Origin of the sequence: Paraburkholderia sp. Ac-20336 (assembly GCF_017105025.1) — a bacterium.
Lineage (GTDB): Bacteria > Pseudomonadota > Gammaproteobacteria > Burkholderiales > Burkholderiaceae > Paraburkholderia.
Genome location: NZ_JAAGPS010000040.1, coordinates 31,187 through 52,945, shown reverse-complemented (window position 1 = coordinate 52,945; position 21,759 = coordinate 31,187). Strand labels below are relative to the sequence as shown.

17 protein-coding genes are annotated in these 21,759 nt (G+C 65.8%); 5 read left to right on the top strand and 12 right to left on the bottom strand.

Translation table 11 applies throughout. From position 1 onward, the window contains the following. Positions 1–293: 293 nt before the first annotated feature. Positions 294–1,601, top strand: a complete 1,308-nt coding sequence (locus GXB81_RS14495) for a solute carrier family 23 protein (RefSeq protein WP_205989537.1) — start codon at positions 294–296, stop codon at positions 1,599–1,601. Positions 1,602–1,746: 145 nt separating this feature from the next. Here the strand turns inward: GXB81_RS14495 and GXB81_RS14490 are convergent, their stop codons facing one another. Then, positions 1,747–3,402 carry a Na+/H+ antiporter gene (locus tag GXB81_RS14490; RefSeq protein WP_205989535.1) on the bottom strand — a complete coding sequence of 552 codons (1,656 nt, stop codon included), beginning with the start codon at positions 3,400–3,402 and terminating at the stop codon, positions 1,747–1,749. 404 nt (positions 3,403–3,806) lie between these two features. Here GXB81_RS14490 and GXB81_RS14485 point away from each other — a divergent pair, with 404 nt between their 5' ends. Both GXB81_RS14485 and GXB81_RS14480 read left to right on the top strand, forming a co-directional pair. Then, entirely contained in the window at positions 3,807–5,081 is a 1,275-nt protein-coding gene (locus GXB81_RS14485; RefSeq protein WP_167042279.1) for an EAL domain-containing protein, read from the top strand. Positions 5,082–5,128: 47 nt separating this feature from the next. Beyond that, on the top strand, positions 5,129–5,830 hold the full coding sequence (locus GXB81_RS14480) for a copper homeostasis protein CutC (protein ID WP_205989533.1): 702 nt from the start codon (positions 5,129–5,131) through the stop codon (positions 5,828–5,830). A 159-nt stretch (positions 5,831–5,989) separates the two neighbouring features. Here GXB81_RS14480 and GXB81_RS14475 read toward each other — a convergent pair whose 3' ends face one another. The 4 genes from GXB81_RS14475 to GXB81_RS14460 form a co-directional block, all read right to left on the bottom strand. Then, positions 5,990–9,577, bottom strand: a complete 3,588-nt coding sequence (locus GXB81_RS14475) for an indolepyruvate ferredoxin oxidoreductase family protein (protein WP_205989531.1) — start codon at positions 9,575–9,577, stop codon at positions 5,990–5,992. A 326-nt stretch (positions 9,578–9,903) separates the two neighbouring features. Then, positions 9,904–11,409: a YfcC family protein gene (locus GXB81_RS14470; RefSeq protein ID WP_167042285.1), complete on the bottom strand. Its 1,506-nt coding sequence runs from the start codon at positions 11,407–11,409 to the stop codon at positions 9,904–9,906. A gap of 13 nt (positions 11,410–11,422) precedes the next feature. Further along, positions 11,423–12,193 (bottom strand): IclR family transcriptional regulator, encoded by a 771-nt coding sequence (locus GXB81_RS14465; protein ID WP_205989530.1) that lies wholly within the window; start codon positions 12,191–12,193, stop codon positions 11,423–11,425. A gap of 17 nt (positions 12,194–12,210) precedes the next feature. Further along, positions 12,211–13,107 carry an N-formylglutamate amidohydrolase gene (locus GXB81_RS14460; RefSeq protein ID WP_205989528.1) on the bottom strand — a complete coding sequence of 299 codons (897 nt, stop codon included), beginning with the start codon at positions 13,105–13,107 and terminating at the stop codon, positions 12,211–12,213. 401 nt (positions 13,108–13,508) lie between these two features. Here GXB81_RS14460 and GXB81_RS14455 point away from each other — a divergent pair, with 401 nt between their 5' ends. After that, complete coding sequence (locus GXB81_RS14455; protein ID WP_167042291.1) at positions 13,509–14,615, top strand: porin; 1,107 nt, start codon at positions 13,509–13,511, stop codon at positions 14,613–14,615. A 16-nt stretch (positions 14,616–14,631) separates the two neighbouring features. On the opposite strand, the gene GXB81_RS14450 is transcribed toward GXB81_RS14455, so the two are convergent. Beyond that, the gene (locus GXB81_RS14450) at positions 14,632–15,603 is read right to left on the bottom strand and encodes an ion channel (protein WP_167042293.1); all 972 of its coding nucleotides are present in this window, start codon (positions 15,601–15,603) and stop codon (positions 14,632–14,634) included. A gap of 144 nt (positions 15,604–15,747) precedes the next feature. Here GXB81_RS14450 and GXB81_RS14445 point away from each other — a divergent pair, with 144 nt between their 5' ends. After that, complete coding sequence (locus tag GXB81_RS14445) at positions 15,748–16,209, top strand: DUF3828 domain-containing protein (RefSeq protein ID WP_205989526.1); 462 nt, start codon at positions 15,748–15,750, stop codon at positions 16,207–16,209. Between the two features lie 105 nt (positions 16,210–16,314). Here the strand turns inward: GXB81_RS14445 and GXB81_RS14440 are convergent, their stop codons facing one another. The 6 genes from GXB81_RS14440 to GXB81_RS14415 all read right to left on the bottom strand — a co-directional run bounded on the left by GXB81_RS14440 (position 16,315) and on the right by GXB81_RS14415 (position 21,588). After that, positions 16,315–16,560 carry a hypothetical protein gene (locus GXB81_RS14440; RefSeq protein ID WP_167042297.1) on the bottom strand — a complete coding sequence of 82 codons (246 nt, stop codon included), beginning with the start codon at positions 16,558–16,560 and terminating at the stop codon, positions 16,315–16,317. Between the two features lie 52 nt (positions 16,561–16,612). After that, positions 16,613–16,843: a hypothetical protein gene (locus tag GXB81_RS14435; protein ID WP_167042299.1), complete on the bottom strand. Its 231-nt coding sequence runs from the start codon at positions 16,841–16,843 to the stop codon at positions 16,613–16,615. Positions 16,844–17,034: 191 nt separating this feature from the next. Next, the gene (locus tag GXB81_RS14430; RefSeq protein ID WP_205989524.1) at positions 17,035–17,943 is read right to left on the bottom strand and encodes a carbohydrate kinase; all 909 of its coding nucleotides are present in this window, start codon (positions 17,941–17,943) and stop codon (positions 17,035–17,037) included. Continuing rightward, positions 17,940–19,241, bottom strand: a complete 1,302-nt coding sequence (locus GXB81_RS14425; RefSeq protein ID WP_205989522.1) for an AGE family epimerase/isomerase — start codon at positions 19,239–19,241, stop codon at positions 17,940–17,942. The genes GXB81_RS14430 and GXB81_RS14425 overlap by 4 nt, the downstream gene beginning before the upstream one ends. Further along, positions 19,238–20,224: a LacI family DNA-binding transcriptional regulator gene (locus tag GXB81_RS14420; RefSeq protein WP_205989520.1), complete on the bottom strand. Its 987-nt coding sequence runs from the start codon at positions 20,222–20,224 to the stop codon at positions 19,238–19,240. Before GXB81_RS14420 ends, GXB81_RS14425 begins: the two co-directional genes overlap by 4 nt. 338 nt (positions 20,225–20,562) lie before the next feature. After that, positions 20,563–21,588 (bottom strand): bile acid:sodium symporter family protein, encoded by a 1,026-nt coding sequence (locus GXB81_RS14415; protein ID WP_205989519.1) that lies wholly within the window; start codon positions 21,586–21,588, stop codon positions 20,563–20,565. Between the last annotated feature and the right edge of the window lie 171 nt (positions 21,589–21,759).

Genomic DNA, 21,759 nt, shown 5'->3' with positions numbered 1-21,759 from the left:
CGCGCTCGTCGACGCCGCCGACGAGGCGCTCTACCGCGCGAAGGATGCGGGCCGCAACCGCGTGATGATGGACCGCGCGTCGGCCGACACGGCGGCGGCGAACGGCGCCGCAGCGACGCCGGCCACGGACGGGCGCGGCGTAAGCTGAGGCGCGCGCCGACGGCGCTTGCCAGTCCTGATTGCGCTCCGTAAACTCGCGCGTGACTTTGCTGGACCCCGCCCGCGCGCGCGAGATGCCGCCGTGCGGCGCACACCCCACCCACACCGAGCCGACCAAGAGGAGAACCCCCGCGATGGCCGAATCCTATTTCCCCCGCTGGCGCCGCCAGCCTGCCGCCGCCGAGGGCGGCATCGTCGGCATCGACGAACGGCTCGCATGGCCGCAGATGTTCGCGATGGGCATCCAGCACGTCGTCGCGATGTTCGGCTCGACCGTGCTCGCGCCGCTCCTGATGGGCTTCGATCCGAACCTGTGCATCTTCATGTCGGGGATCGGCACGCTGCTGTTCTTCGTGCTGGTCGGCGGCCGCGTGCCGAGCTATCTCGGTTCGAGCTTCGCGTTCATCGGCCTCGTGATCGCGGTGACCGGCTACGGCGGCCACGGCGCGAATCAGAACATCCCGGTGGCGCTGGGCGGCATCATCGCGTGCGGCGTCGCGTATGCGGTGGTCGGGCTGATCGTCTCGGCGGTCGGCACGCGCTGGATCGAAACGCTGATGCCGCCGGTCGTAACCGGCGCGATCGTCTGCGTGATCGGCCTGAACCTCGCGCCGATCGCCGTGCACGGCGTGAGCGGCAGCAACTTCGATTCGTGGATGGCGCTCGTGACCGTGCTGTGCGTCGGCGCGGTCGCGGTGTTCACGCGCGGCATGCTGCAGCGTCTCCTGATCCTGATCGGCCTGCTGCTCGCCTACGCGATCTACGCGATCGTCACCAACGGTCTCGGCATGGGCAAGCCGATCGACTTCGCGGTCGTCGCGAACGCCGCGTGGTTCGGCATGCCGCACTTCATGTCGCCGGTGTTCGACTCGCACGCGATGACGCTGCTCACGCCGATCGCGGTGATCCTCGTCGCCGAAAATCTCGGCCATATCAAGGCGGTCAGCGCGATGACGGGGCAGAACCTCGACCGCTACGTCGGCCGCGCGTTTCTCGGCGACGGGCTCGCGACGATCGTGTCCGGTTTCGCGGGCGGCACCGGCATGACGACCTACGCCGAGAACATCGGCGTGATGGCGGTGACGAAAATCTACTCGACGCTGGTGTTCGTGATCGCCGCGCTGATCGCGCTCGTGCTCGGCTTCTCGCCGAAATTCGGCGCGGTGATCCAGACGATTCCGGGGCCGGTGCTGGGCGGCGTGTCGATCGTCGTGTTCGGGCTGATCGCGGTGACGGGCGCGCGCATCTGGGTCGTCAACAAGGTGGACTTCTCCGATAACCGCAACCTGATCGTCGCGGCCGTCACGCTCGTGCTCGGCGCCGGCGACTTCTCGCTGAAGCTCGGCGGCTTCGGGCTTGGCGGCATCGGCACCGCGACGTTCGGCGCGATCATCCTGTATGCGCTTCTGAGAAGGAAGCCGACGCAAGGGCCGGTGGCCTGAGCTTCTTCTGGGCGGTGCCGGCGGCGCTGGCTGCCGCTCGCCGTCGGTGACGGCCCGCGCCGCTCAGCGCGCACAGCCGGCCTTGCCGATATCGGAGCCGGCGAGCGGCCCGACGGCCGCCGCCGTCACCCAGGCGCCCGAGCCGCTACCTCTTGCGCGCCGTCAGCGCCGTCTCCAACAGATCCACCTCGCGCATCAGCTTGTTCAGCGTCTCGTCGTTGATCTGCTGGCTGCTGCGCAATTCGAGCAACTCCTTGCGTTCGGCGCGCATCGCCGAGAGCTTCATGTGGAATTCGAGCGCGTCGGCGCGCCGCGCGAGTTCGCGCGGTTCCTGTTCGCAGTCGAGCGTCGCGAGGCGGCGCTGGTACAGGTCCATCACGCGCGCGGTCACGTCGGTCGCATACGCCTGCGCCGATTCTTCGAGGTCCGCGCACTCGGTATCGTGAATATCGTCGATGGCGCGAATCGCGGCTTGCGCGGCGAGCGTGCGCGCGAGCGCTTCCTCGGCCGCGTGCGGGTCCTTGCCGCGCCGCCAGCCGCGCAGCAGCAGCGGCAACGCAGCCACCGCCACCAGCAGCGACAGCAGGATCACGCCCGAGGCGATGAAGATCGCCAGATCGCGCCCCGGCAGCGGTGTGCCGTTCGGCAGCAGCTCCGGCAGCGACAGCACGCCCGCCAGCGTCACCGCGCCGCGCACGCCGGCCACCGTCGTGACCGACACCATGCGCAGCCCCGGCACCGCGTTCGTGACGCCTTGCTTGGCCGCGCCGCGGCTTGCGAACCAGCGCAGCAGCCATACCCACACGAAGCGCATCGCATAGAGCGCGAACGCCACCGCGACGATGTAGCCGATCAGCAGCGCGACCTGCGCGTCGTCGGTCTCGTGCGCGTCGAGCAGCGCGCGCCCGAGGATGTGCGGAAACTGCAGCCCGAGCATGATGAACACCATGCCGTTGAAGACGAACTCGATCATCGTCCATGTGCTCGTGGTCCGCACGCGCGAGGTCGCCTGCCACGTATTCGCGATGCTTGCGTAGTTCATCATCATGCCGGCCGCCACCGCCGCGAGGATGCCCGACAGATCGAAGCGCTCGGCGGTCAGGTAGGCGGCGAACGGAATCAGCAGCGTCATCACGATGCCGGGGGCGGGGTCGCCCTCTTCGACGAGAGAGAGGAAGTGCGCCGACACGAAGCTGAATATCGCGCTCACCGCCGCGCCGACTGCGAGGCCGCCCAGCGCGATAATCACGAAGCTGACCGAGGCGTCGCGCAGCGAAAACGCGCCGGTCAGCGCCGCCGCGATCGCGAACTTCAGCGCGACGAGGCCGGATGCGTCGTTCATCAGCGCCTCGCCTTCGAGGATGTGCATCAGCTGGCCCGGAATCTTGCCCTTGCCGGCGATGCCCGAGAGCGCGACCGCGTCGGTCGGCGACAGCACCGCGGCGAGCGCGAACGCGACCGGCAGCGAGATTTCCGGCACGAGCGCGTGCACGAAATAGCCGACCACGAGCACCGTCATGAAGACGAGGCCGAGCGCGAGCATCAGGATCGCGCGGCGCGCCATGAAGAATTCGCGCTTCGGGATGCGCCAGCCATCCGCGAACAGCAGCGGCGGAATGAACAGCAGCATGAAGATTTCCGGATCGAACCTGACGTGCAGGTCGAGGCGAGGCCACGCGAGCAGCGCGCCGATTGCGATCTGCACGAGCGGCAACGGCAGGTTGAACGGCAGCGCGTGCGTCAGCACGCCGGAAGCGGCAACGGCGAGCAACAGGATCAGGACGGTGAAGACAATTTCCATCGGGTGTTCCGGGCAGATGAACGAGGGCGTTTCAGGTGGCGGTGGCACGGCAGGGGCGACAGGTGTGGCAGGTGCGCCGCCGCGCGTTACGTGCGGCCACCGTTCGCACCACAAGGGCTGCAAGCAGGAGCCGCAAGCACAGGCCACAAGCAAGGCCACAAGCAAGGCCGCGCAAGGCGCAGGGTCGAGTGTAGCCCGCCGGCGCGCGAGGCAGCCCCTAAATGCGCATCGAGTCGTGCACCGCAACGGTGCGCGCCGCGCCCATGCGCGGCGCACGGGCCGTGTCGGCGGTGCGCCCGGTCAGCCGGATGACAGCGCTTTGTGGGCCAGCGTGCGCATGGAGCTTGCTTAACCGCTGCCGATGACGCACATTTTTAGAACCGGCTCCGGCGCGAGAGGACGGCATGACGATTGAGCAACAGGACAGGGCAGCGAGCATGCCGCACGGCTTCGAGGTCGAGGTGGCCTCGGGCCTGCAACGCTATTCGGTGCAGCATGGCGAGCTGACGCTGACGAGTGTCTTCCAGCCGATTTTCAGCCTGTCGCACATGCGCGCGGTCGGCTACGAGGGCTTGCTGCGCGCGCATGACGCGCTCGATCGCGCCGTCTCGCCGCTCGACGTATTCGGCGCCGCCGCGCGGGTCGGCGAGGCGCTGCAGGTCGACCGGCTCGCGCAGACGCTGCATCTGGAAAACTTCAAGGTGCTCGGCGCCGAGCGCGAATGGCTGTTCCTCAACGCGCATCCCGGCGTGCTGACCGATCCGTATCTCGCCGCGGCGCTGCTCGCGAGCCTGCAACGGCTCGATCTGTCGCCGCGGCGCATCGTGCTCGAAGTGCTCGAACAGAGCGCGGACGACCTTGAACGGCTCGCGGACGCGGTGCGCCAGTTTCGCGAGCGCGGCTTCCTGATCGCGCTCGACGACTTCGGCGCCGGCCATTCGAACATCGAGCGGATCTGGCAGTTGAATCCCGACATCGTGAAGCTCGACCGCGTCATGCTCTCGCACGCCGCGCATCGCCCCGACATGGCGACGATCCTGCCGGGCCTCGTGGCGCTCTTGCACGAAGCGGGCAAGCTCGTGCTGATCGAGGGCGTCGAGACCGAGCACGAAGCGCAGATGGCGCTCGCCTGCAACGCCGACTTCGTGCAGGGCTTTTTCTTCGGCCGGCCGAATCCGGGCGTGGCCGACGCCGCGCAGGCGGCGGCGTGCATCGGCGAAGTCACCGAGCGTTATCGCGAGCAGGCCGAAGCGCGCGAGCGGCGCGGCGCGAGCCGTCTCGCGCCGTATCTGCGCGCGTTCGAGCGTGCCGCCGAGCGGCTGGCCGCCGGCGAACCGCTCGACGAAGTGTGCTGGAATTTCCTCGCGCTCGATCACGCCGCGCGCTGTTTCCTGCTCGACGCGAAGGGCCGGCAGGCGGGCCGCAACGTCGTGCTGCGCGCCGACCGCGCGGCGCACGAAACGCGCTTTCTGCCGCTCGCCGACGCGCAGGGCGCGAACTGGCTGCGCCGGCCGTATTTCAGCGCCGCGATCAATGCGCCGGAGCGCGTGCACGTGACGCGGCCGTATCTGTCGATCAACGAGGCGTTGCCGTGCGTGACGCTGTCGGTGGCGACGCGCGTCGGCGAGCAGATCTGCGTGCTGTGCGGCGATATCGACTGGGTGGACGAAGAGCGCTGAGCGCGCTTCTGCGATGATGTCGCTTTCAACGACACCAGGTTGCGCTCATGCCCGTGCTGCTCGAAGTGATTGCCACGACCGTCGCCGATGCGCGCGTTGCCGCGCGGGCCGGCGCCGACCGTCTCGAACTCGTGACCGCGATGGGCGAGGGTGGCCTGACGCCGAGCGTCGGGCTGATCGAGGCGGTGGTCGACGCGGTCGCGATTCCCGTCAACGTGATCGTGCGGCCGCATAGCCGCTCGTTCGTCTACGACGCCGACGACTACGCGGTGATGCTGCGCGACATTCGTGCGGTGAAGGCGGCGGGCGCGAACGGCATCGTGATCGGCATGCTCGACGCCGCTGGCGCGATCGACCGCGAAGGTCTCGCGCGTGCCTGCGAAGCCGCCGATGGCCTCGACGTCACGTTTCACCGCGCATTCGACGAAGCGCGCGATCTGCGCGAGGCGCTCGACGTGCTGCTGCGTGTCGAGGCGGTGAAAAACGTGCTGACGTCGGGCGGAAAACCGTCGGTGTTGCAGGCGCAAGCCGTGATTCGCGAACTCGTGCGGCAAGCGGACGGCTCGCCGTGCACGGTGCTCGCCGGCGCCGGTTTGACGCTGGAGGCGGTGGCGGACTTCGTGAGCGAGACGCACGTCGAGGCTGTGCATTTCGGCTCGGGCGTGCGCGTGAATGGCCACGGGCTTGCGCCCGTCGAGGCCGCGAAAGTGGCGCAGGCGAGGGCGCTGCTCGATGCGGTGGCGCGCTGACGCGTGCAGAATCGCGCGCCAGAAACAAAGCCGCTTCGGCGCTGAACCGAAGCGGCTTTTCGTTGCGGCGCGGCCATGCTCGCGTGACCCAACGTGGCCCGGCTTGATGCAACGTGACCCAACGCAACCCAGCATGACAATCGGCCAGCGCGCCGCGACCTACTTCGCGACCACCACGGGAATCCCGCGCAACTGCCCGGTGCCTTTCATCTCTTCGAGTGACTTCTTCACGGCGGCACCCGTCGCCGCATCGATGCCGAGACGTGTCGCGAGTTCACGCTCCGCGCGCTTCACGCCCGCGAGATTTGCCAGCTTCACGTGACCGTAACCGCGCACGCGCGCATGCAGATCGGCGAGTTTGGCGATGTCGTCGAGATGGCTGGCGTCGAGTTTCGCGAGCGCGCGCTGCAACGTGGTTTCGTAATCGCTCGCGAGTTCGCGCTCCATCTTGCGTTCGAGCGTGCGGCCGAACGGATCGAGCGGCGTGCCGCGCAGACCGCGCCACTTCGCGAGCATGCCGAGCACCGGCCACATCCATTGACCGAAGGTTTTCTTGCGCGGTGCGACACCCGCTTGCGCGCGCGTGAGCGTCGGCGGCGCGAGGTTGAAGCTGATGCTGAAGTCCTTGCCGGCCACGCCTTCGAATTGCGCTTCGAGTGCTTCGCGGAACGCGGCATCGGTATGCAAGCGCGCGACTTCGTATTCGTCCTTCACCGCCAGCAGCCGGTAGAACGTGGTCGCGACCGCGCGCGTCACGCGTTCGCTCGCGGTGTCGACCGCACTTTCGGCACGGCGCGCCGCATCGACGAGCGCGCGATAGCGCTTCACATACGCCGCGCCGCCGTAGGCGAGCAAGCGGCCTTCGCGATGCGCGATCAGTTCGTCGAGCGTATCGACGCGCACGCCCGGCTTCGGCGCATGACGCGCCTGCCAGAGCGATTCGAGCCCGGCCGGATCGGCGGCGGCCATGCGGCCGATCGAAAATGCAAGCTGGTTCATCTGCACGGCGACGTTGTTCAGTTCGATCGCGCGCATCATCGCCGCGAACGACACCGGCACGAGACCGAGCTGCCATGCGAAACCGAGCATCAGGATATTCGCGCCGATCGTGTCGCCGAGAAAACGCGTCGCGAGCGCCTGCGCGTCGCAGGTCGACATGCGCTCTTCACCGGCCGCGTGACGCATCTTGTCGATCAGCGCATCGGCATGCAGCGTCGCGTCCGGGTTCTGCACGAAGCTCGCGTTCGGAATCGCATGCGTGTTGACGACGATGCGCGTGCGGCCATGCCGCACCGTCTGCAAGGCATCGGCGCTCGCGCCGACCACCATGTCGCAGGCGAGCAGCACGTCGGCCTGCTGCGTGTCGATGCGCACCTGGTTCAGCCATTCGTCGCGCGCGGCGAAGCGCACGAACGACAGCACCGAGCCGCCCTTCTGTGCGAAACCCATGAAGTCGAGCACCGACGCGCTCTTGCCTTCGAGATGCGCGGCCATGCTGATCAGCGCGCCGACCGTCACGACGCCGGTGCCGCCCACGCCCGTGACGAGGATGTCGTACGGCGCGGCATCGAGCTGCGTCGCGGGCAGCGCCAGCGCGTCGACACTCGCGGCGAGTGCTTGCGGATCGAACGCGACGCCGGCCGCTTTTTTCAGCTTGCCGCCCGCGACCGTGACGAAGCTCGGGCAGAAGCCGTTCACGCACGAATAGTCCTTGTTGCACGACGATTGATCGATGCGGCGCTTGCGTCCCAACGCGGTTTCGACTGGCTCGACCGACAGGCAATTCGACTGCACGCCACAATCGCCGCAGCCTTCGCAGACTTCCTCGTTGATGAAGAGCCGCTGGTCCGGATCGGGGAATTCGCCTTTCTTGCGGCGCCGGCGTTTTTCGGCCGCGCAGGTCTGGTCGTAGATCAGCACGGTCACGCCGTCGGTGTCGCGCAATTCGCGCTGCACGGCGTCCATTTCGCTGCGATGGTGGAACGTCGTGCCCTTCGGAAACTGGCCGTGATGGCCATCGTATTTCTCGGGCTCGTCGCTGACCACGACGAAGCGCGACACGCCTTCGGCTTCCACCTGGCGCGCGATCTGCGGCACCGAGATGCTGCCGTCGACGGGCTGGCCGCCCGTCATCGCGACCGCGTCGTTATAGAGAATCTTGTAGGTGATCGTCGCTTTCGCCGCGACTGCCTGGCGAATCGCGAGAATGCCGGAGTGGAAGTAGGTGCCGTCGCCGAGATTCTGGAACACGTGGCGCGTTTTCGTGAACATCGAATGCGAGGCCCAATCGACGCCTTCGCCGCCCATCTGGATGAGGCCGGTCGTGTCGCGCTCCATCCACGAGGCCATGAAGTGACAGCCGATGCCGGCCTGCGCGATCGAGCCGTCCGGTACTTTCGTCGAGGTGTTGTGCGGGCAGCCGGAGCAGAAGTACGGCGTGCGCTTCACGCTGTCGGCGGCATTCGAGAGGATTTGCGGCGCGACCAGATCGACTACGCGCTCGCGGCGATCGAGCGCGGGCTTGTGCTTCGCGAGCCAGTTCGCGAACACGGGCAGGATGCGCGACGGCCGCAATTCGCCGAGCGACGACAGCAGCAACGTGCCGTCCTCGGCATGCTTGCCGATCACGACCGGTCGCGTGCCTTGCGTGCGGTTGTACAGATAGTCCTTGATCTGCTGCTCGATCACAGGGCCTTTCTCTTCGATCACGAGCACTTCGGCGAGGCCCGAGACGAACGCGTCGATGCGCGTCATTTCGAGCGGAAACGACAGTCCGACCTTGTAGATGCGCACGCCGGCCGCGTCGAGATCGGCGACGGTCAGGTCGAGCCGGCGCAGCGCTTCCATCAGGTCCAGATGCGCCTTGCCGCAGGTGACGATGCCGACGTTCGCCTGCGGGCTCGGCGCGATCCATTTGTCGATGCTGTTCGTGCGCGCGAAGTGGCGCACCGCGTCGAGCTTCGCATGCAGACGCGCTTCGATCGTGAGGCTCGGCAGATCGGGCCAGCGGTTGTGCAGGCCGCCCGCCGGTGCAGCGAAATCTTCGGGGACGGTCCAGTCGGTCTGCAGCGCGTCGAGATCGACGGTCGAGCCCGATTCGACTGTCTCCGAGATTGCCTTGTAGCCGACCCACGCACCCGAGAAGCGCGACAGCGCCCAACCGTACAGGCCGAATTCGAGCATATCCGCGATGTTCGACGGATTCACGACCGGCATGTGCCACGCGATCATCGCGAAGTCGCTCTGATGTGGCATCGACGACGACACGCAGCCGTGATCGTCGCCCGCCACCACCAGCACGCCGCCGTGCGGCGACGAGCCGTACGCGTTGCCGTGCTTGAGCGCGTCGCCGGCGCGATCGACGCCGGGGCCCTTGCCGTACCACATCGCGAACACGCCTTCGACGGTGCGCTCCGGGTCGGCCTCGACGCGCTGCGTGCCGAGCACGGCGGTGCCGCCGAGTTCCTCGTTGATCGCGGGCAGGAAGTGGATGTCGCTCGCGGCGAGCAGCGTGTTCGCTTTCCACAGTTGCTGATCGACCATGCCGAGCGGCGAGCCGCGATAGCCGCTGATGAAGCCGGCGGTATTCAGGCCGCGCGCCTGATCGAGCGCGCGCTGCATCAAGGCGAGGCGCACGAGCGCCTGCGTGCCGGTCAGAAAGATCCGGCCGCGCGTCGCGGTGAGGTTGTCGGAAAGCCGGTAATCGGCGAGAGCGGGCGTGCCGTCGATGGGCAGGCGGGCAGTCATGGGCGAGTCTCCATTTGTCGATCGGAGTTGGCGCTTTAGCGCCTACTCCGATCCCACGCAAGGCGGTCGACCGGAGTTGGCGCTTTAGCGCTTACGCCGGTCCCATGCAACTTCGTTGCTTTCGGTTCCGCGCGCCGTGGTGGGGACCACGCAGACGACGCAGCGGAAGAGACTCTATTTTTCAGCCGCCCTCGGAGTGATTTCTTTCTTCTTTAATCGCGCGCCCATGAACGGGCGCGAGGAGTCGCGCGTTTTGACGGGCTTTTGAGCCGGATTTGCCAGGCGGCGGCGCGCTTCGGGTATGCCCTGGGGCGTTCACCGCGTGTTCAGTACCCGGTCCACACCGCGAGCGCCAGTGCGCCGCCCGAGAGCAGAAGCAGCATCACGAAGAGCGGCAGGATAAAGCGCAGCCACTGGCCGAAGCCGACCCGCGCGGTGGCGAGATAGGCGAGCAGCATCCCCGAGGTCGGCGTCACCATGTTCGTCAAGCCGCCCCCCAGCACGAATGCGAGCACCGAGGTCTGTCCGCTGACGCCGGAGAGTTGCGCGATCGGTCCGATGATCGGCATGCTGACCGCGGCCTTGCCGGACACCGACGGAATGAACACGTCGAGCACCATCTGCACCGCCATTAGTCCGTTGGCGACCCAGACCGGCGACTGGCCATTCGCAAGGCGCGTGAAGCGCTCGATCAGCGTATCGAGCACGAGGCTGTTCTGCAGGATCAGTTCGACCGAGGCGGCGAGCCCGATCAGCAGACCCGCCAGCATCATGCCCTTCATGCCGTCGACGAACGCATCGGCCGCGCCGCGCGAGTCGAGCCGGCCGACCGCCGCCGTCACGATGCTGATGAAGATGTAGAACGCCGATAGCTCCACATTGCCCCAATGCAGCTCGCGCGTGCCGATCACCAGCATGGCGGCGGCGATCGCCAGCACGGCGAGGGTCGCCTTGTGGCGGCGCGACAGCGCGGCCCGCGGATGTTCGCCGATGCTCGCGCGCGCGGCCGCGAGCCGGTAGCCGCTGCGCCGCACGTGGATCAGCAGATACAGGATGCCGAGCGTCAGGAACACGACGAACACGCCGATACGCATGGCAATGCCGCTGAAGAGCGGCACGCCGACGATCGGCTGCGCGACCGCGAGCGACAATGGGTTGGTCACCGACGCGATATAGCCAATCTTCGCCGCAATCGCGACGAGGCCGACCGCGAACAGGTTCGACAGGCCGAGCCGCCGCGACAGCACCAGCACCATCGGAATGATCACGAGGTATTCGGAGATGAAGCCGAGCAGCGTGCTGCCGAGACCGATCAGCAGCATCAGCAGCGGTGCGAGCACATAGACGTTGCCGGCGGTGAGCTGCAGCAGCCTGTCGATACCCGCGTCTACCACGCCTGTCTTGCGCATCACGCCGAACATGCCGCCCACGAACATCACCATGAAGATCAGCGGCGCATTCTTGATGAGGCCGTTGGGCACCGCGACGAACGCGGAGACGAGGCTCGCCGGCGCGGCCTGTTCGGGCGTGCTTTTGCTGACGCGCGGTGCGGCCAGCGTGGCGAGACTTCGGCTCTTCGGTACGACCTGGTACGTGCCCGGCACCACCAGCTTGTCGCGCCGCTCGAAGTGGCCGGCATCGATCAGATAGGTGAGCGCCACCGCGGCGAGCAGCACCCAGATCATCATCACGACAGGGTGCAGCATCTTGCCGTGCGGTTTGTTGCCGCTGCCGCCGTGGTTGTCCTCGTCGCGGACGGCGTCGCCGGCATGGCTGCGCGGCGCAAGAGGATCGTCGGCGACGGGCGCCGCGGAGGGACCAAGTGGAGTCATGGGCGGCTTCCTGTCATGCCGGTTGCGGCGTGAGCTGCGGCGCGGCGTAGCCTAGCTCGGCGGAAATCGTGCGGCTGCATGCCTGCAGACGTTCGAGGTAATCGGGAATCTCGATCCGGCTGATCCGCATTTCCGGCCCCGAAATGCTGACCGCCGCAATCGTGTCGCCGCTCACGTCGCGCACTGGCACTGAGATCGCGACCGCGCCGGCCGTGACCTCGCCTACGCTGACCGCATAGCCTTTGCGCGCGATCGCATCGAGTTCGTCGACGAGCTTCATCAGGTCCGGGGGCTGCGGCAATTTCTTCAGGCGTGCCAGATATTCGGTCCTGACGGCGGCGGGCGCGAACGCGAGCAGGATTCTGCCGGACGCGCCGCTATTGAGCGGCCGGCGATTGCCGACCGCGCCGACGGTGCGCATTTCGTGCGTGGTCTCGCAACGGGCGACGCACACGGTTTCCAGCCCTTCGCGCACGCGCAGCACGACGGTTTCGTTGATCGCCTGGTTCAGCGAGAGCATGTGCTTTTGCGCGGAGCGCACCAGCGTGTTCTGCTGGGCCGCGGCGACGCCGATCACGAAGGCCTGCGGGCCGAGCGAGTAGGTCGACGCGCGGGTGTCCAGCACGACGAAGCGATGCAGTTCGAGCGTGCATAGCATCCGGTACGCGCGCGACTTGTTGATGCCGAGCCGGTTCGCGAGTTCGGTGACGCCCAGGCCGGGATGCTCGGCGACATGGCTGAGCAGCTTGAGCGCGCTGTCGACGGAATCGACGATGTAGTTCACGGTTGCTCCTTCACGATTCACGGCGCCGCGCGCAAGGCGGCGAGTTGCGCGTGCACGTAAGCGGCGAGCGCGGCGGCAAACGCGTCGAGATCGCGCTTGAGCGCGGCGAAGCCCGTGTGTTTGACGAACGCGGCTTCGTCCATGTAGAGCGCGCGATTCAGTTCGATCTGGATGCTGTGGCGGTGCCGCGCCGGATCGCTGACGGCGGTCAGCAGGTCGCCGCCCTGATACGGCTCGTTCGTCTGCACGCGATAGCCGGCGCCGCTGAACCAGTCGGCCACCCATTGCGTGAAGGCCGGCGCGGCGGTGGCGCCGCGCCGGTCGCTGATGACGAAGTCGGGCCGCGCCGCGCCCGCGTCGACGTTCATCTCGTTGCCACGCGATTTCATCGAATGGCAATCGACGTGCCACAGCGCGCCGTGTTCCGCGTACGCGTGTTCCGCCGCGGCGGCGAGCGCCGCGCGATAGGGGCGGTAGTACGCGTCGATCCGGTGCCGCACCTCGGCGACGGACAGCTTGCGGTCGTACATCGGCTGGTTCGGCAAGGCATCGCGCCGGATCAGCCCCATGCCGCGCAGCGTGTACTTCTCGGGCGACAGCGGTTCGGGCCACGGCTCGGCGAGCAGTTGCGCGTCGATATCGGCGAGCGCGCGATTCGGGTCGATATAGGCGCGCGGAAAATGCGCACCGATCAGCACGCCGCCGTGTTCAGGCACGCCCGCCCACAGTTCGTCGACGAATGCGTCCCACGACGTGCGGATCGCGGACACCGGCGCGCAGGTGCCGAAGTCGGCCGGCAGCGCAATGCCGCTGTGGGGCGAATCGAAAACGATCGGCAGCCGGGCACCCGCAGGTTCGGCGACGAAGAACGGCGCGCTTGAAGAGGCCGCCGAAGTGTTGTTATTGGGCGTCAAACAGAACTCCTTTTGCGATGGCCGGCGTCCCTCCGAAGGGGGACGTCGCCCGATAAACGCTTCGCGTGTTTTATTTAATAAAACAGCATATCAATATTTAACGACAGACATTATTGCAGGTCAAGTCGTTCGTCCAAAGCCTTGCCATTCGGGTGTTCAATTCGAGAGACCTTGATAGGCAAGGATTTGCGCCGTATCGGCTGATAAAACTTCCTGTGTCGCATATTGTCGTCAATGCGTGAAAACCAGAGTTTTATCCCTGCCTTGACCTACCGTTTTTGCATTTCAAATAATTAATAACACATTGTTTTATTCAATAAAACATGTGGGTGGCGTAGGCACAAACGGTATCCGCGGCTTCGGCATCCAGATCCGAACACTCAAGACAAGGGAAAACACAGATGAACAGCAAAGGTTTGGCGATGGCGCTGGCGGGCGCCGGAATGGGCGTTGCACTGTGCGGCAACGCGGTCGCGCAATCGAGCGTGACGTTGTACGGCATCGTCGATTCCGGCATCACGTACACGAGCAACCAGAAGGGCAGTTCGACTTGGCAGGCGACGGGCGGCAACGAGCAGGGCACGCGCTGGGGCATGACGGGCTCGGAAGACCTCGGCGGCGGAACCACGGCGATCTTCAAGCTGGAGAACGGCTTCAACATCGAGACCGGCACCGCGAGCGCGAACGGCCGCCTGTTCGGCCGCCAGGCGTGGGTCGGCATGTCGAACCCGCGCTGGGGCACCTTTACGATGGGCCGCCAGTACAACGCCGCGCAGGATTCGCTCGCGCCGTTGCAGATCGGCGCAAGCACGTCATTGACGCAGTTCGCGCTGCATCCCTTCGATACCGACGACCTGAACAACACGTTCCGCACCGACAACTCGGTGAAATACGTGACGCCGAGTTTCTCCGGTTTGCAGGGCAATGCGATGTACGGCTTTTCCAATTCGACGAACTTCGCGGCGAACCGCAGCTGGAGCGTCGGCGGCACCTATGCGCAGGGACCGGTGCATCTCGGCGTGGCCTACGTGGTGCTCGACAATCCGGCGCTCGACACCACCGGTGCGATTCCTTCGGATAACTACTATACGTTCCTGAAGGGCATTACGAAGCAGCAGATATGGGGCGCGGCCGGTACTTACGAATTCGGCGACGCCACGTTCGGCTTGCTGTACACGACCTCACTGTTCAATTTACAGACAGGGTCGTCGCAGCGCTTCAACAACTACGAAGGCAGCTTCCGCTACCGTTTCATGCCCGCGTTGCTGTTCGCGATCGGCGAGACCTACACGCAGGTTCTGACGACGCAGAGTACCGAGCCGAGCATGCATTACCTGCAAACCAGCGCGGGCGTGCAGTATTTCCTGTCGAAGCGCACCGATCTTTATCTGAATGCGATCTATCAGCGCTCGTCGGCGAATACGGTGGCGGCTATCGAGGGGGTGAGCAATCCGTCGAGTTCGAGAACGCAGGTGGTGGGCGTGGTGGGCATACGCCACAAGTTCTGATGGCGCGGCGCGCCGCTTAGGGCGTTTGCCGCGCGGCGGGGTCCATTTGCAACGGCGCCGCCTCGAGCGGCGCGATCTCGTCGAAATGCGAATAGTCGATGTGGCTCATGCCGTCGCGCTCGCTCATGATGTCGACGAAACGGTGCTGCCAGAAGATCTGCTCGCAGGTCCACATATGGCGCGCCTGCATCGTTTGCGACGTCGATTCGTCGATGCCTTCGAGCGTGAGCAGCAGCGACATGTCGCTGCCCTTGAGCGTTTCGGCGTTTTCGCCGAACAGCGGACTGCTTTCGTCGATGACGTGCATCAGCATCCAGCCGAGCTTGAACACCGGATGCTGGTCGCGCACGAGCGCGAGGTCGTAGAGCTTGTACAGCGAGAAGCCTTCGACGGACGTCTCCTGACGCAGGATGCGCAGCCGTGCGCGCGCTTCGGCAATCACGTTCTGGCGTGCGTTGGCCGCGCGCACCATCAGCGTCATGCGGCCGTCGATCGGCCGGACCACCGCGTAGCGCGCGAACATGATCTTCGCGTGCGGCCGCGAGAAGCGCGCGAAGATGAGCCCCGTCGCCAACGCGATGCTCGACATGCCGACGAAGATTTCGAGCGTCGCGACCCAGTGCGCGTAGACGGTTTGCGGATGCATGTCGCCGTAGCCGACCGTCGCGAGCGTTTCGACGCTGAAGAAGAACGCGCCGCCGAAGCCCTTCGGAAACTGATTCGCGATCGGCGCGTTGCCGAACATGTAGAGCGCGGCGAACGTCGTGTTGAGCAGCAGGAACAGCACGGCGAGCGCCACGAAAAACACCGGCCAGCGCACCCCGAGCGCGCGATGGTAGAGATCCTGCCAGAGCGGCGTCGGCATGCCGTGCGCGATCACCACGCGATCGTCGAGACGCATTTCGCGGCTGCCGCGCGCGCGACGCTTCGGCGCGTCTGCGTCGGCGTCGCCGAGGGGCGCAAAACGGTCTGACGGTTCGCTTGCCATCACCTGCTCGTGAGGATGAAAACGGGCACAGCGTAGCATGGCGCGTGGTTCGCGCAGAGGGGGGCAAACCGGGTTAGGATGAAATTTTGACTGTGAGATGAGAGCGCGGATTGCGCGCGCCGTTACGACTGGGATTTTGAGTACATGAAAAAATATCTGACGATTTTTATCGCCACTCTGTTACTGGCCTTTAATAACATTTCATACGCGGGAAGCACGACCCATGACGGGCAGATCACTCCCGAGACACAAGTCAAAGATTTCTATACATGGTTTATTCCACACCTTGCCGCTGATCGCGATTATCCGGTCATGAACGCAGAGATAAACCGGCACGTTGCCAAAGCAACCGTTGATTTTTTACGAAAGCAATACAAGGCCAATAACCTGGCCGAAGACGCGGAATACTTCACGAAAGCACAAGACTTCGACGAGAAGGATTGGGCCGCACATATCGCCGTGCATCCCGCCGTCATGCTCGACAAGGTGGCGCTCGTACCCGTTACGCTCGGCTCGAAAGACAAGCAGACCAATATCGTATTTTTGCGTCAGGAAAACGGCACCTGGAAAATCACGAAGGTCGTGGATACCCTCGATTACCGGTAATCGCCGACGTGTTGCCGTGCTTCGCAGCGTACGGCGCTCAATCGCGCCGCGCCACGTTGCGAAGCAGCGAATCTCACTGCGCCCAAACAGGCGCATCCCGACCCCTCACGGAAACACGCGCGGCTTCGGAATGCCCGCGCCATGTTCGATATCGTTCACAGCTTGCCGATGCGCGTTTTCCACCGCTTCGGCCTGATCGGCATAGCCCGCGTCGCCGCCGACGGTGGTCCACGTCTTGACGGCTTTCTCGCGATGGCGGATTTCGTACTCCGCATCCCAGCGCGCGCCGTCGAGTTCGAGCGGGCGGACGTGTATCGAATACACGCCGTAGAGAAAAAGCTGCTCAGCCATGATCGCCTCCAGCCGGCCGATTCCGGCAGCGGCGCGCTGCCTGAAGTTCGGCCTACAGTTCGATTTCCCCGAGGATACGATGAGCGAGCGCCTTGGCTTCTTCGAGCGCCTCTTCCGGTGTCGACGAAGTGGATTCGACTTCGTAGAGCGTGGTTTCCTGATCGGCGGCGGGCTCGCCTTCGTCGCGCGCCAGTGTGACGAGACCCTGCCAGGCGTCCTGTGCGATTTCTCTTATCGACGCCGTGGCCGTGTAGATCCCTTTGGTGTAGGTGACGTCTTCCATGGCCTCGCTCCTTTTTGCAAAGGTCTCGATGTTTTCATCGTAGCACGGCAATGGCGGTTCGGCTCCGGGCCCGAGCGGTGCCCAAGAGAGCGCTCGGGGCGGCGCTTCGCGTGCAGGATGTTCCCGACACCGACGACACTACGCGCACCCCAAGGCAGGAAAGTTACAGCGACGCCATCACGGCGAGGTCATCACAGCAACGCCACGACCTCGTCGAGCGTCGGCGCATGCGCGCCCGCATGTCCGCAGGCCGCCGCGCCCGCCGCGAGCGCGAACGCGAGATGCTCGGGCCACGCGCGTTGCGGCGCGCTCATCAGGCTGAACAGCAGCCCGCCGATCGACGCATCGCCCGCGCCGACCGTATCGACCACGGCGACGCGCGGCGGCTTCGCCTCGATCACCGCGGCGCCGTCGAGCAGCAGCGCCGCGTCGGGGCCGCGCGTGACGAGCACCGTGGCGGCCGGATTCAGCGCGCGCAATTGCGCGAGCGCGGCGGCTTCGTCGTGGGTCTTGAAGATCATGCGCAGGTCTTCGTCCGATACCTTGATGAGGTCCGCGAGCGCGGCCATCCGGCGCAATGTCGGCTCGTAGCCGTGTTCCATCAGATTGCGATAGTTCGGATCGAAGCTGATCTTCACGCCGCGCGCACGCAACTCGGCCGCGAGCTTCGCCAGCGTGTCGCCGAGCGGCTGACGCACGAGGCTGATGCAGCCGAAGTGCGCCCACTTCACCTCGCTCATCCAGCCGGCCGACAGCTGTGCCGGATCGAACGCGAGATCGGCGCCGTTCTCGCCCATGAAGAAGTACGCGGGCGGATGCGTCTGATGCACGATCGCGAGCAACGGCGGGCGCTCGACGCGCTGCAGGAAGCGCATGTCGAGGCCGGCGGCGACGCTCGCGTCCCACAGTTCGTCGGAGAAATTATCGACGCCGAGCGAGCCCGCGCTCGCGCTCGGCAAGCCGAGCCGCGCGACGCAGCGCGCGACGTTCCAGCCCGCGCCGCCTGGACGCGAGAGCCACTGCGAGGCGCCGGTGCGCACGAGGTCGGTGAGGATGTCGCCGGCGGAGACAAAAACGGGGAAGCCTGTGGTTGCGCTCATTGTGTTTTCTCCGCGGAAGCCGCTGCGGCGGGGGCGGTGGATTCAGCCGCCGCGTTTTCGCCGAGCGCATGCGCGAGCACCTCGTAGCACGCGCCCATCGTGTGATAGTCGGTCTTGCCGGCCGGGCTCTTTTCGTCGCTGTACTTGCGGTTGTCGCAGGTGAGGATGCGATACCACGCACCGTACTGGTGATCGACGAAATGCGTCCAGCTATAGCGCCAGATTTCGTCGTACCAGTCCCAGAAGCGCTCGTTGCCGGTGCGCTTGCCGAGCAGCGCGGCGGTCGCGAACGTTTCGGCCTGTACCCAGAAGTACTTGTCGTGATCGCAGACCGTGCCGTCGGGGCCGAAGCCGTAATAGAGGCCGCCGTGGTCTTCGTCCCAGGCGTGCGTCATGGCGGCGTCGAACAGTTCGATTGCGCGCGGCAGCAGCCACGGCAGCGGGCGGAAGCGTTCGAGAATCAGCAGCAGCTTCGCCCATTCGGTCTGATGGCCGGGCTGGAAGCCCCACGGGCGGAAAATGTTCGAGCTGTCTTCCTCGTTGTAATGCCAGTCGACCGACCAGTCCGCGTGAAAGTGTTCCCACACGAGCCCTTGCGACAGCTTCGCCTGGCGCAGCGTGATGTTCGACGCGACGCGCTCGGCGCGATCGAGGTAGACCAGATGACCGGTCGCCTCGTAGGCGGCGAGCAGCGCCTCGGTCGTGTGCATGTTGGCGTTCTGCCCGCGATACGAGCTGACCTGCCATTCGGCCGAGGCGTCGTCGGCGTAGAGGCCGGCGGCGGCATCCCAGAAGCGGTGCTCCATCAGCTCGAAGGTCGCGCCGATCATCGGCTTCGCTTCCTCGATGCCGGCCATCGCCGCATGCGAGTACGCGAGCAGCACGAACGCGAGGCCGTAGCAGTGGCGCGTCGCGTCGAGCGTGCGCTTGCTGCCGTCGCGCCATTCGAGCTCCCAGTCGTAGCCCTCGTGCTGCGCGTCCCAGTGCGCGTCGCGCAGAAAGCGCAGACCGTGGCGCGCATAGTCGAGGTGCTTGGGGTCGCCGAACTGGCGATACGCCATCGCGTAGTTGAACACGTAGCGGCAACTGCTGACGAGGTGGCGCGTGGTGCGGTCGTAGATCGAGCCGTCGTCGCGGAAGAAATGATAGAAGCCGCCGCTCGGGTCGAGCACGTTCGGCGCGTAAAAGCGCAGCGTGTCCTCGATGTGCGCGAGCAGGAACGCGCGGTGGCGGAAGCTGGCGACGGGCGGCGCCTTGGCGGCGTCGGCGGCGGGGTGAAGCGGATCGGTTTGCGTCATGGCGTTTTCACCAAAGTACTGGCACGGGCAACGAGTTGAACGGGCAAGCGGACCTCGAGCTCGGCGGGCGAGTCTTCGAGCAGCAGCTCGACGCCGCGCCGGCCGAGCGCTTCCTTGTCGACTGCGATCGTCGACAGCGGCGGGGTGGCGTGGGCGGCGGCGGGAATATCGTCGAAGCCGATGATCGCGATGTCGTCGGGCACGCTGAGGCCGCGCGCGAGGCACACGCGCAGCGCGGCGAGCGCGGCGGCGTCGTTATAGGCGAACACGGCGTCGGGGCGCGGGCCCGGCGCGTCGAGCAGGCGCTGCATCGCGCGCGCGGCGCCGGTGTCGGGGTCGAGCCCGGCGTCGATGTTCACTTCGAGCGACGGGTCGAACAGCAGTCCCGCTTCGAAGAACGCACGCCGGTAGCCGAGCGCACGCTCGGCGATGCTGAAATGCGCGAGCGAGCCGCCGATGAACGCGATGCGCTTGCGCTGCTGCCCGAACAGATGGCGCATCGCGAGCGCGGCGCCGGCGGCGTTGTCGAGATTGACCGAGCGCAGGCCCGGCGACCACAGATCGATCAGCACGAGCGGGCGCTGCATCGCGACCAGTGCGGCGAGCGTTTCGGGCTCGACGAAGCCGGCGATCGCCACGGCGTCGGGCGCGTGCAGGCGCAACTGGTGAATCACGTCCTCGGTCGGGCCGGCGGTTAGCACGGACGGCACGATGCCGCGCTCGCGGCAGGCATCTTCGACACCGTGCAGCACGTGCGAGAAGAACGGGCTGGCGGCGAAATTGTTGTGCTGACGATGCAGCAGGAAGGTCAGGCGGCGGATGCGCGGACGCAGTTGCGCCGGATCGTAGCCGAGCTGCCGCGCCGCTTCGACGACGCGCTCGCGGGTGGCCTCGGAGAGACCGGGCTGGTTTTTCAGCGCACGCGAGACGGTGCCGATCGAAACGCTGGCCGCGCGGGCGACGTCGCGGATGGTTGTAGCCATCGAATGAAGCAGCCGCGCCGACGCGGCTCATGGGTTGGGTTCGGGCGATTGTATAGTAAAACGTACGCGAAACACCCCGAAAACGCGTGGTTAATCACCCGTAAATACCCGTATTTTATGGAGTTAAAGTGAATTTTTATGTTTAGTAAAATTCACTAAACATGGTGTGGGCGAGGCTCCAGGAATTTTCCTATGCCATCAGGCCGAGGCGACAGCGCGAGCGTTTGGGCGTGAAATAACGACACAGCCAACGAAAAAAAGCCGCACAAGGCGGCTTTTTCAAACGACGACGCTCAGGGAGGGCGCTTATGAATGTCCTGTTTGCATTGCGCGTGTTCTCAACGGCGCGCGACGGCCGCGGCGGGCTGCTGCGCGGCGGCCGCAGTTTCGCCGCTGAGGTCGCGGGCGCCCCAGCGCTGCGCGAGCGCGGCGCACACCATCAACTGGATCTGGTGGAACAGCATCAGCGGCAGCACCACGGCGCCCACCGCATGCGAGGCGAAGATGACCTTGGCCATCGGCACGCCGGCGGCAAGGCTCTTCTTCGAACCGCAGAAGATGATCGTGATCTGGTCGGCACGACTAAAGCCGAGCCGCTTGCTGGTCAACATCGTCACGGCCAGTGCGAGCGCCAGCAGAACGGCGCTCACCACCACGAGGCCGCCGAGCGCGGAGAGCGGAATCTGATGCCACAGGCCTTCGTTGACAGCCTCGCTGAACGCGCCGTACACGACGAGCAGGATCGAGCCCTGGTCGACGAACTTCAGCACGCTGCGATTGCGCTCGATCCACTTGCCGATCAGCGGGCGCAGCAGCTGGCCGGCAATGAACGGCACCAGCAGTTGCAGCACGATGTTGCCGATCGTATGCCACGGCGAGCCGCCGCCGCTCGCCGCCTGATTGGTGATGACGATGCTGACGAGCGCTGGGGTGATGAAGATGCCGAGCAGGCTCGAGGCCGACGCGCTGCACACCGCGGCCGGTACGTTGCCCTTGGCAATGGACGTGAACGCAATCGACGACTGGACCGTCGATGGCAGCGTGCAGAGGAAGAGGACCCCCGCATAGAGAGCCGGCGTGACAAGCGGCGAAAGGAGCGGCTTAAGCGCGAGGCCGAGCAGCGGAAAGAGCGCGAACGTGCTCAGCAGCACTACCGCATGAAGGCGCCAGTGCGTCGCGCCCGCGATGATCGCTTCGCGTGAGAGCTTGGCGCCGTGCAGGAAGAACAGCAGACCGACGGCGATGTTGGTCACCCAGTTGAACCCCACGGCGGCTTGCCCGTGCACGGGCAGAAGGCTGGCGAGGATCACGGTGCCCACGAGGCACAGGGTGAAGTTGTCGGGAAGTAGTTTGGGGCGAGCCATGTCGGAATCTCGATTCAATGACGCGAAAGAGTGCGGGACGCGCCCGGGAGCGCCGTTTCCCGCAATGGGAAGCGGCTATTGTTGTTGAAATTCGATTCAAAAAGCAAATTCATTTGCCGAATTGATTAATGATTACTGCGCATCAACAGGCCAGCCGCGAGCGGCATGGCC

Coding starts and splice junctions, on each gene's coding strand:
- GXB81_RS14450 (WP_167042293.1), bottom strand. CDS start 15,603: ATGGCAAGCGAACCGTCAGACCGTTTTGCGCCCCTCGGCGACGCCGAC.
- GXB81_RS14485 (WP_167042279.1), top strand. CDS start 3,807: ATGACGATTGAGCAACAGGACAGGGCAGCGAGCATGCCGCACGGCTTC.
- GXB81_RS14415 (WP_205989519.1), bottom strand. CDS start 21,588: ATGGCTCGCCCCAAACTACTTCCCGACAACTTCACCCTGTGCCTCGTG.
- GXB81_RS14480 (WP_205989533.1), top strand. CDS start 5,129: ATGCCCGTGCTGCTCGAAGTGATTGCCACGACCGTCGCCGATGCGCGC.
- GXB81_RS14495 (WP_205989537.1), top strand. CDS start 294: ATGGCCGAATCCTATTTCCCCCGCTGGCGCCGCCAGCCTGCCGCCGCC.
- GXB81_RS14440 (WP_167042297.1), bottom strand. CDS start 16,560: ATGGCTGAGCAGCTTTTTCTCTACGGCGTGTATTCGATACACGTCCGC.
- GXB81_RS14435 (WP_167042299.1), bottom strand. CDS start 16,843: ATGGAAGACGTCACCTACACCAAAGGGATCTACACGGCCACGGCGTCG.
- GXB81_RS14470 (WP_167042285.1), bottom strand. CDS start 11,409: ATGACTCCACTTGGTCCCTCCGCGGCGCCCGTCGCCGACGATCCTCTT.
- GXB81_RS14490 (WP_205989535.1), bottom strand. CDS start 3,402: ATGGAAATTGTCTTCACCGTCCTGATCCTGTTGCTCGCCGTTGCCGCT.
- GXB81_RS14455 (WP_167042291.1), top strand. CDS start 13,509: ATGAACAGCAAAGGTTTGGCGATGGCGCTGGCGGGCGCCGGAATGGGC.
- GXB81_RS14445 (WP_205989526.1), top strand. CDS start 15,748: ATGAAAAAATATCTGACGATTTTTATCGCCACTCTGTTACTGGCCTTT.
- GXB81_RS14475 (WP_205989531.1), bottom strand. CDS start 9,577: ATGACTGCCCGCCTGCCCATCGACGGCACGCCCGCTCTCGCCGATTAC.
- GXB81_RS14420 (WP_205989520.1), bottom strand. CDS start 20,224: ATGGCTACAACCATCCGCGACGTCGCCCGCGCGGCCAGCGTTTCGATC.
- GXB81_RS14430 (WP_205989524.1), bottom strand. CDS start 17,943: ATGAGCGCAACCACAGGCTTCCCCGTTTTTGTCTCCGCCGGCGACATC.
- GXB81_RS14425 (WP_205989522.1), bottom strand. CDS start 19,241: ATGACGCAAACCGATCCGCTTCACCCCGCCGCCGACGCCGCCAAGGCG.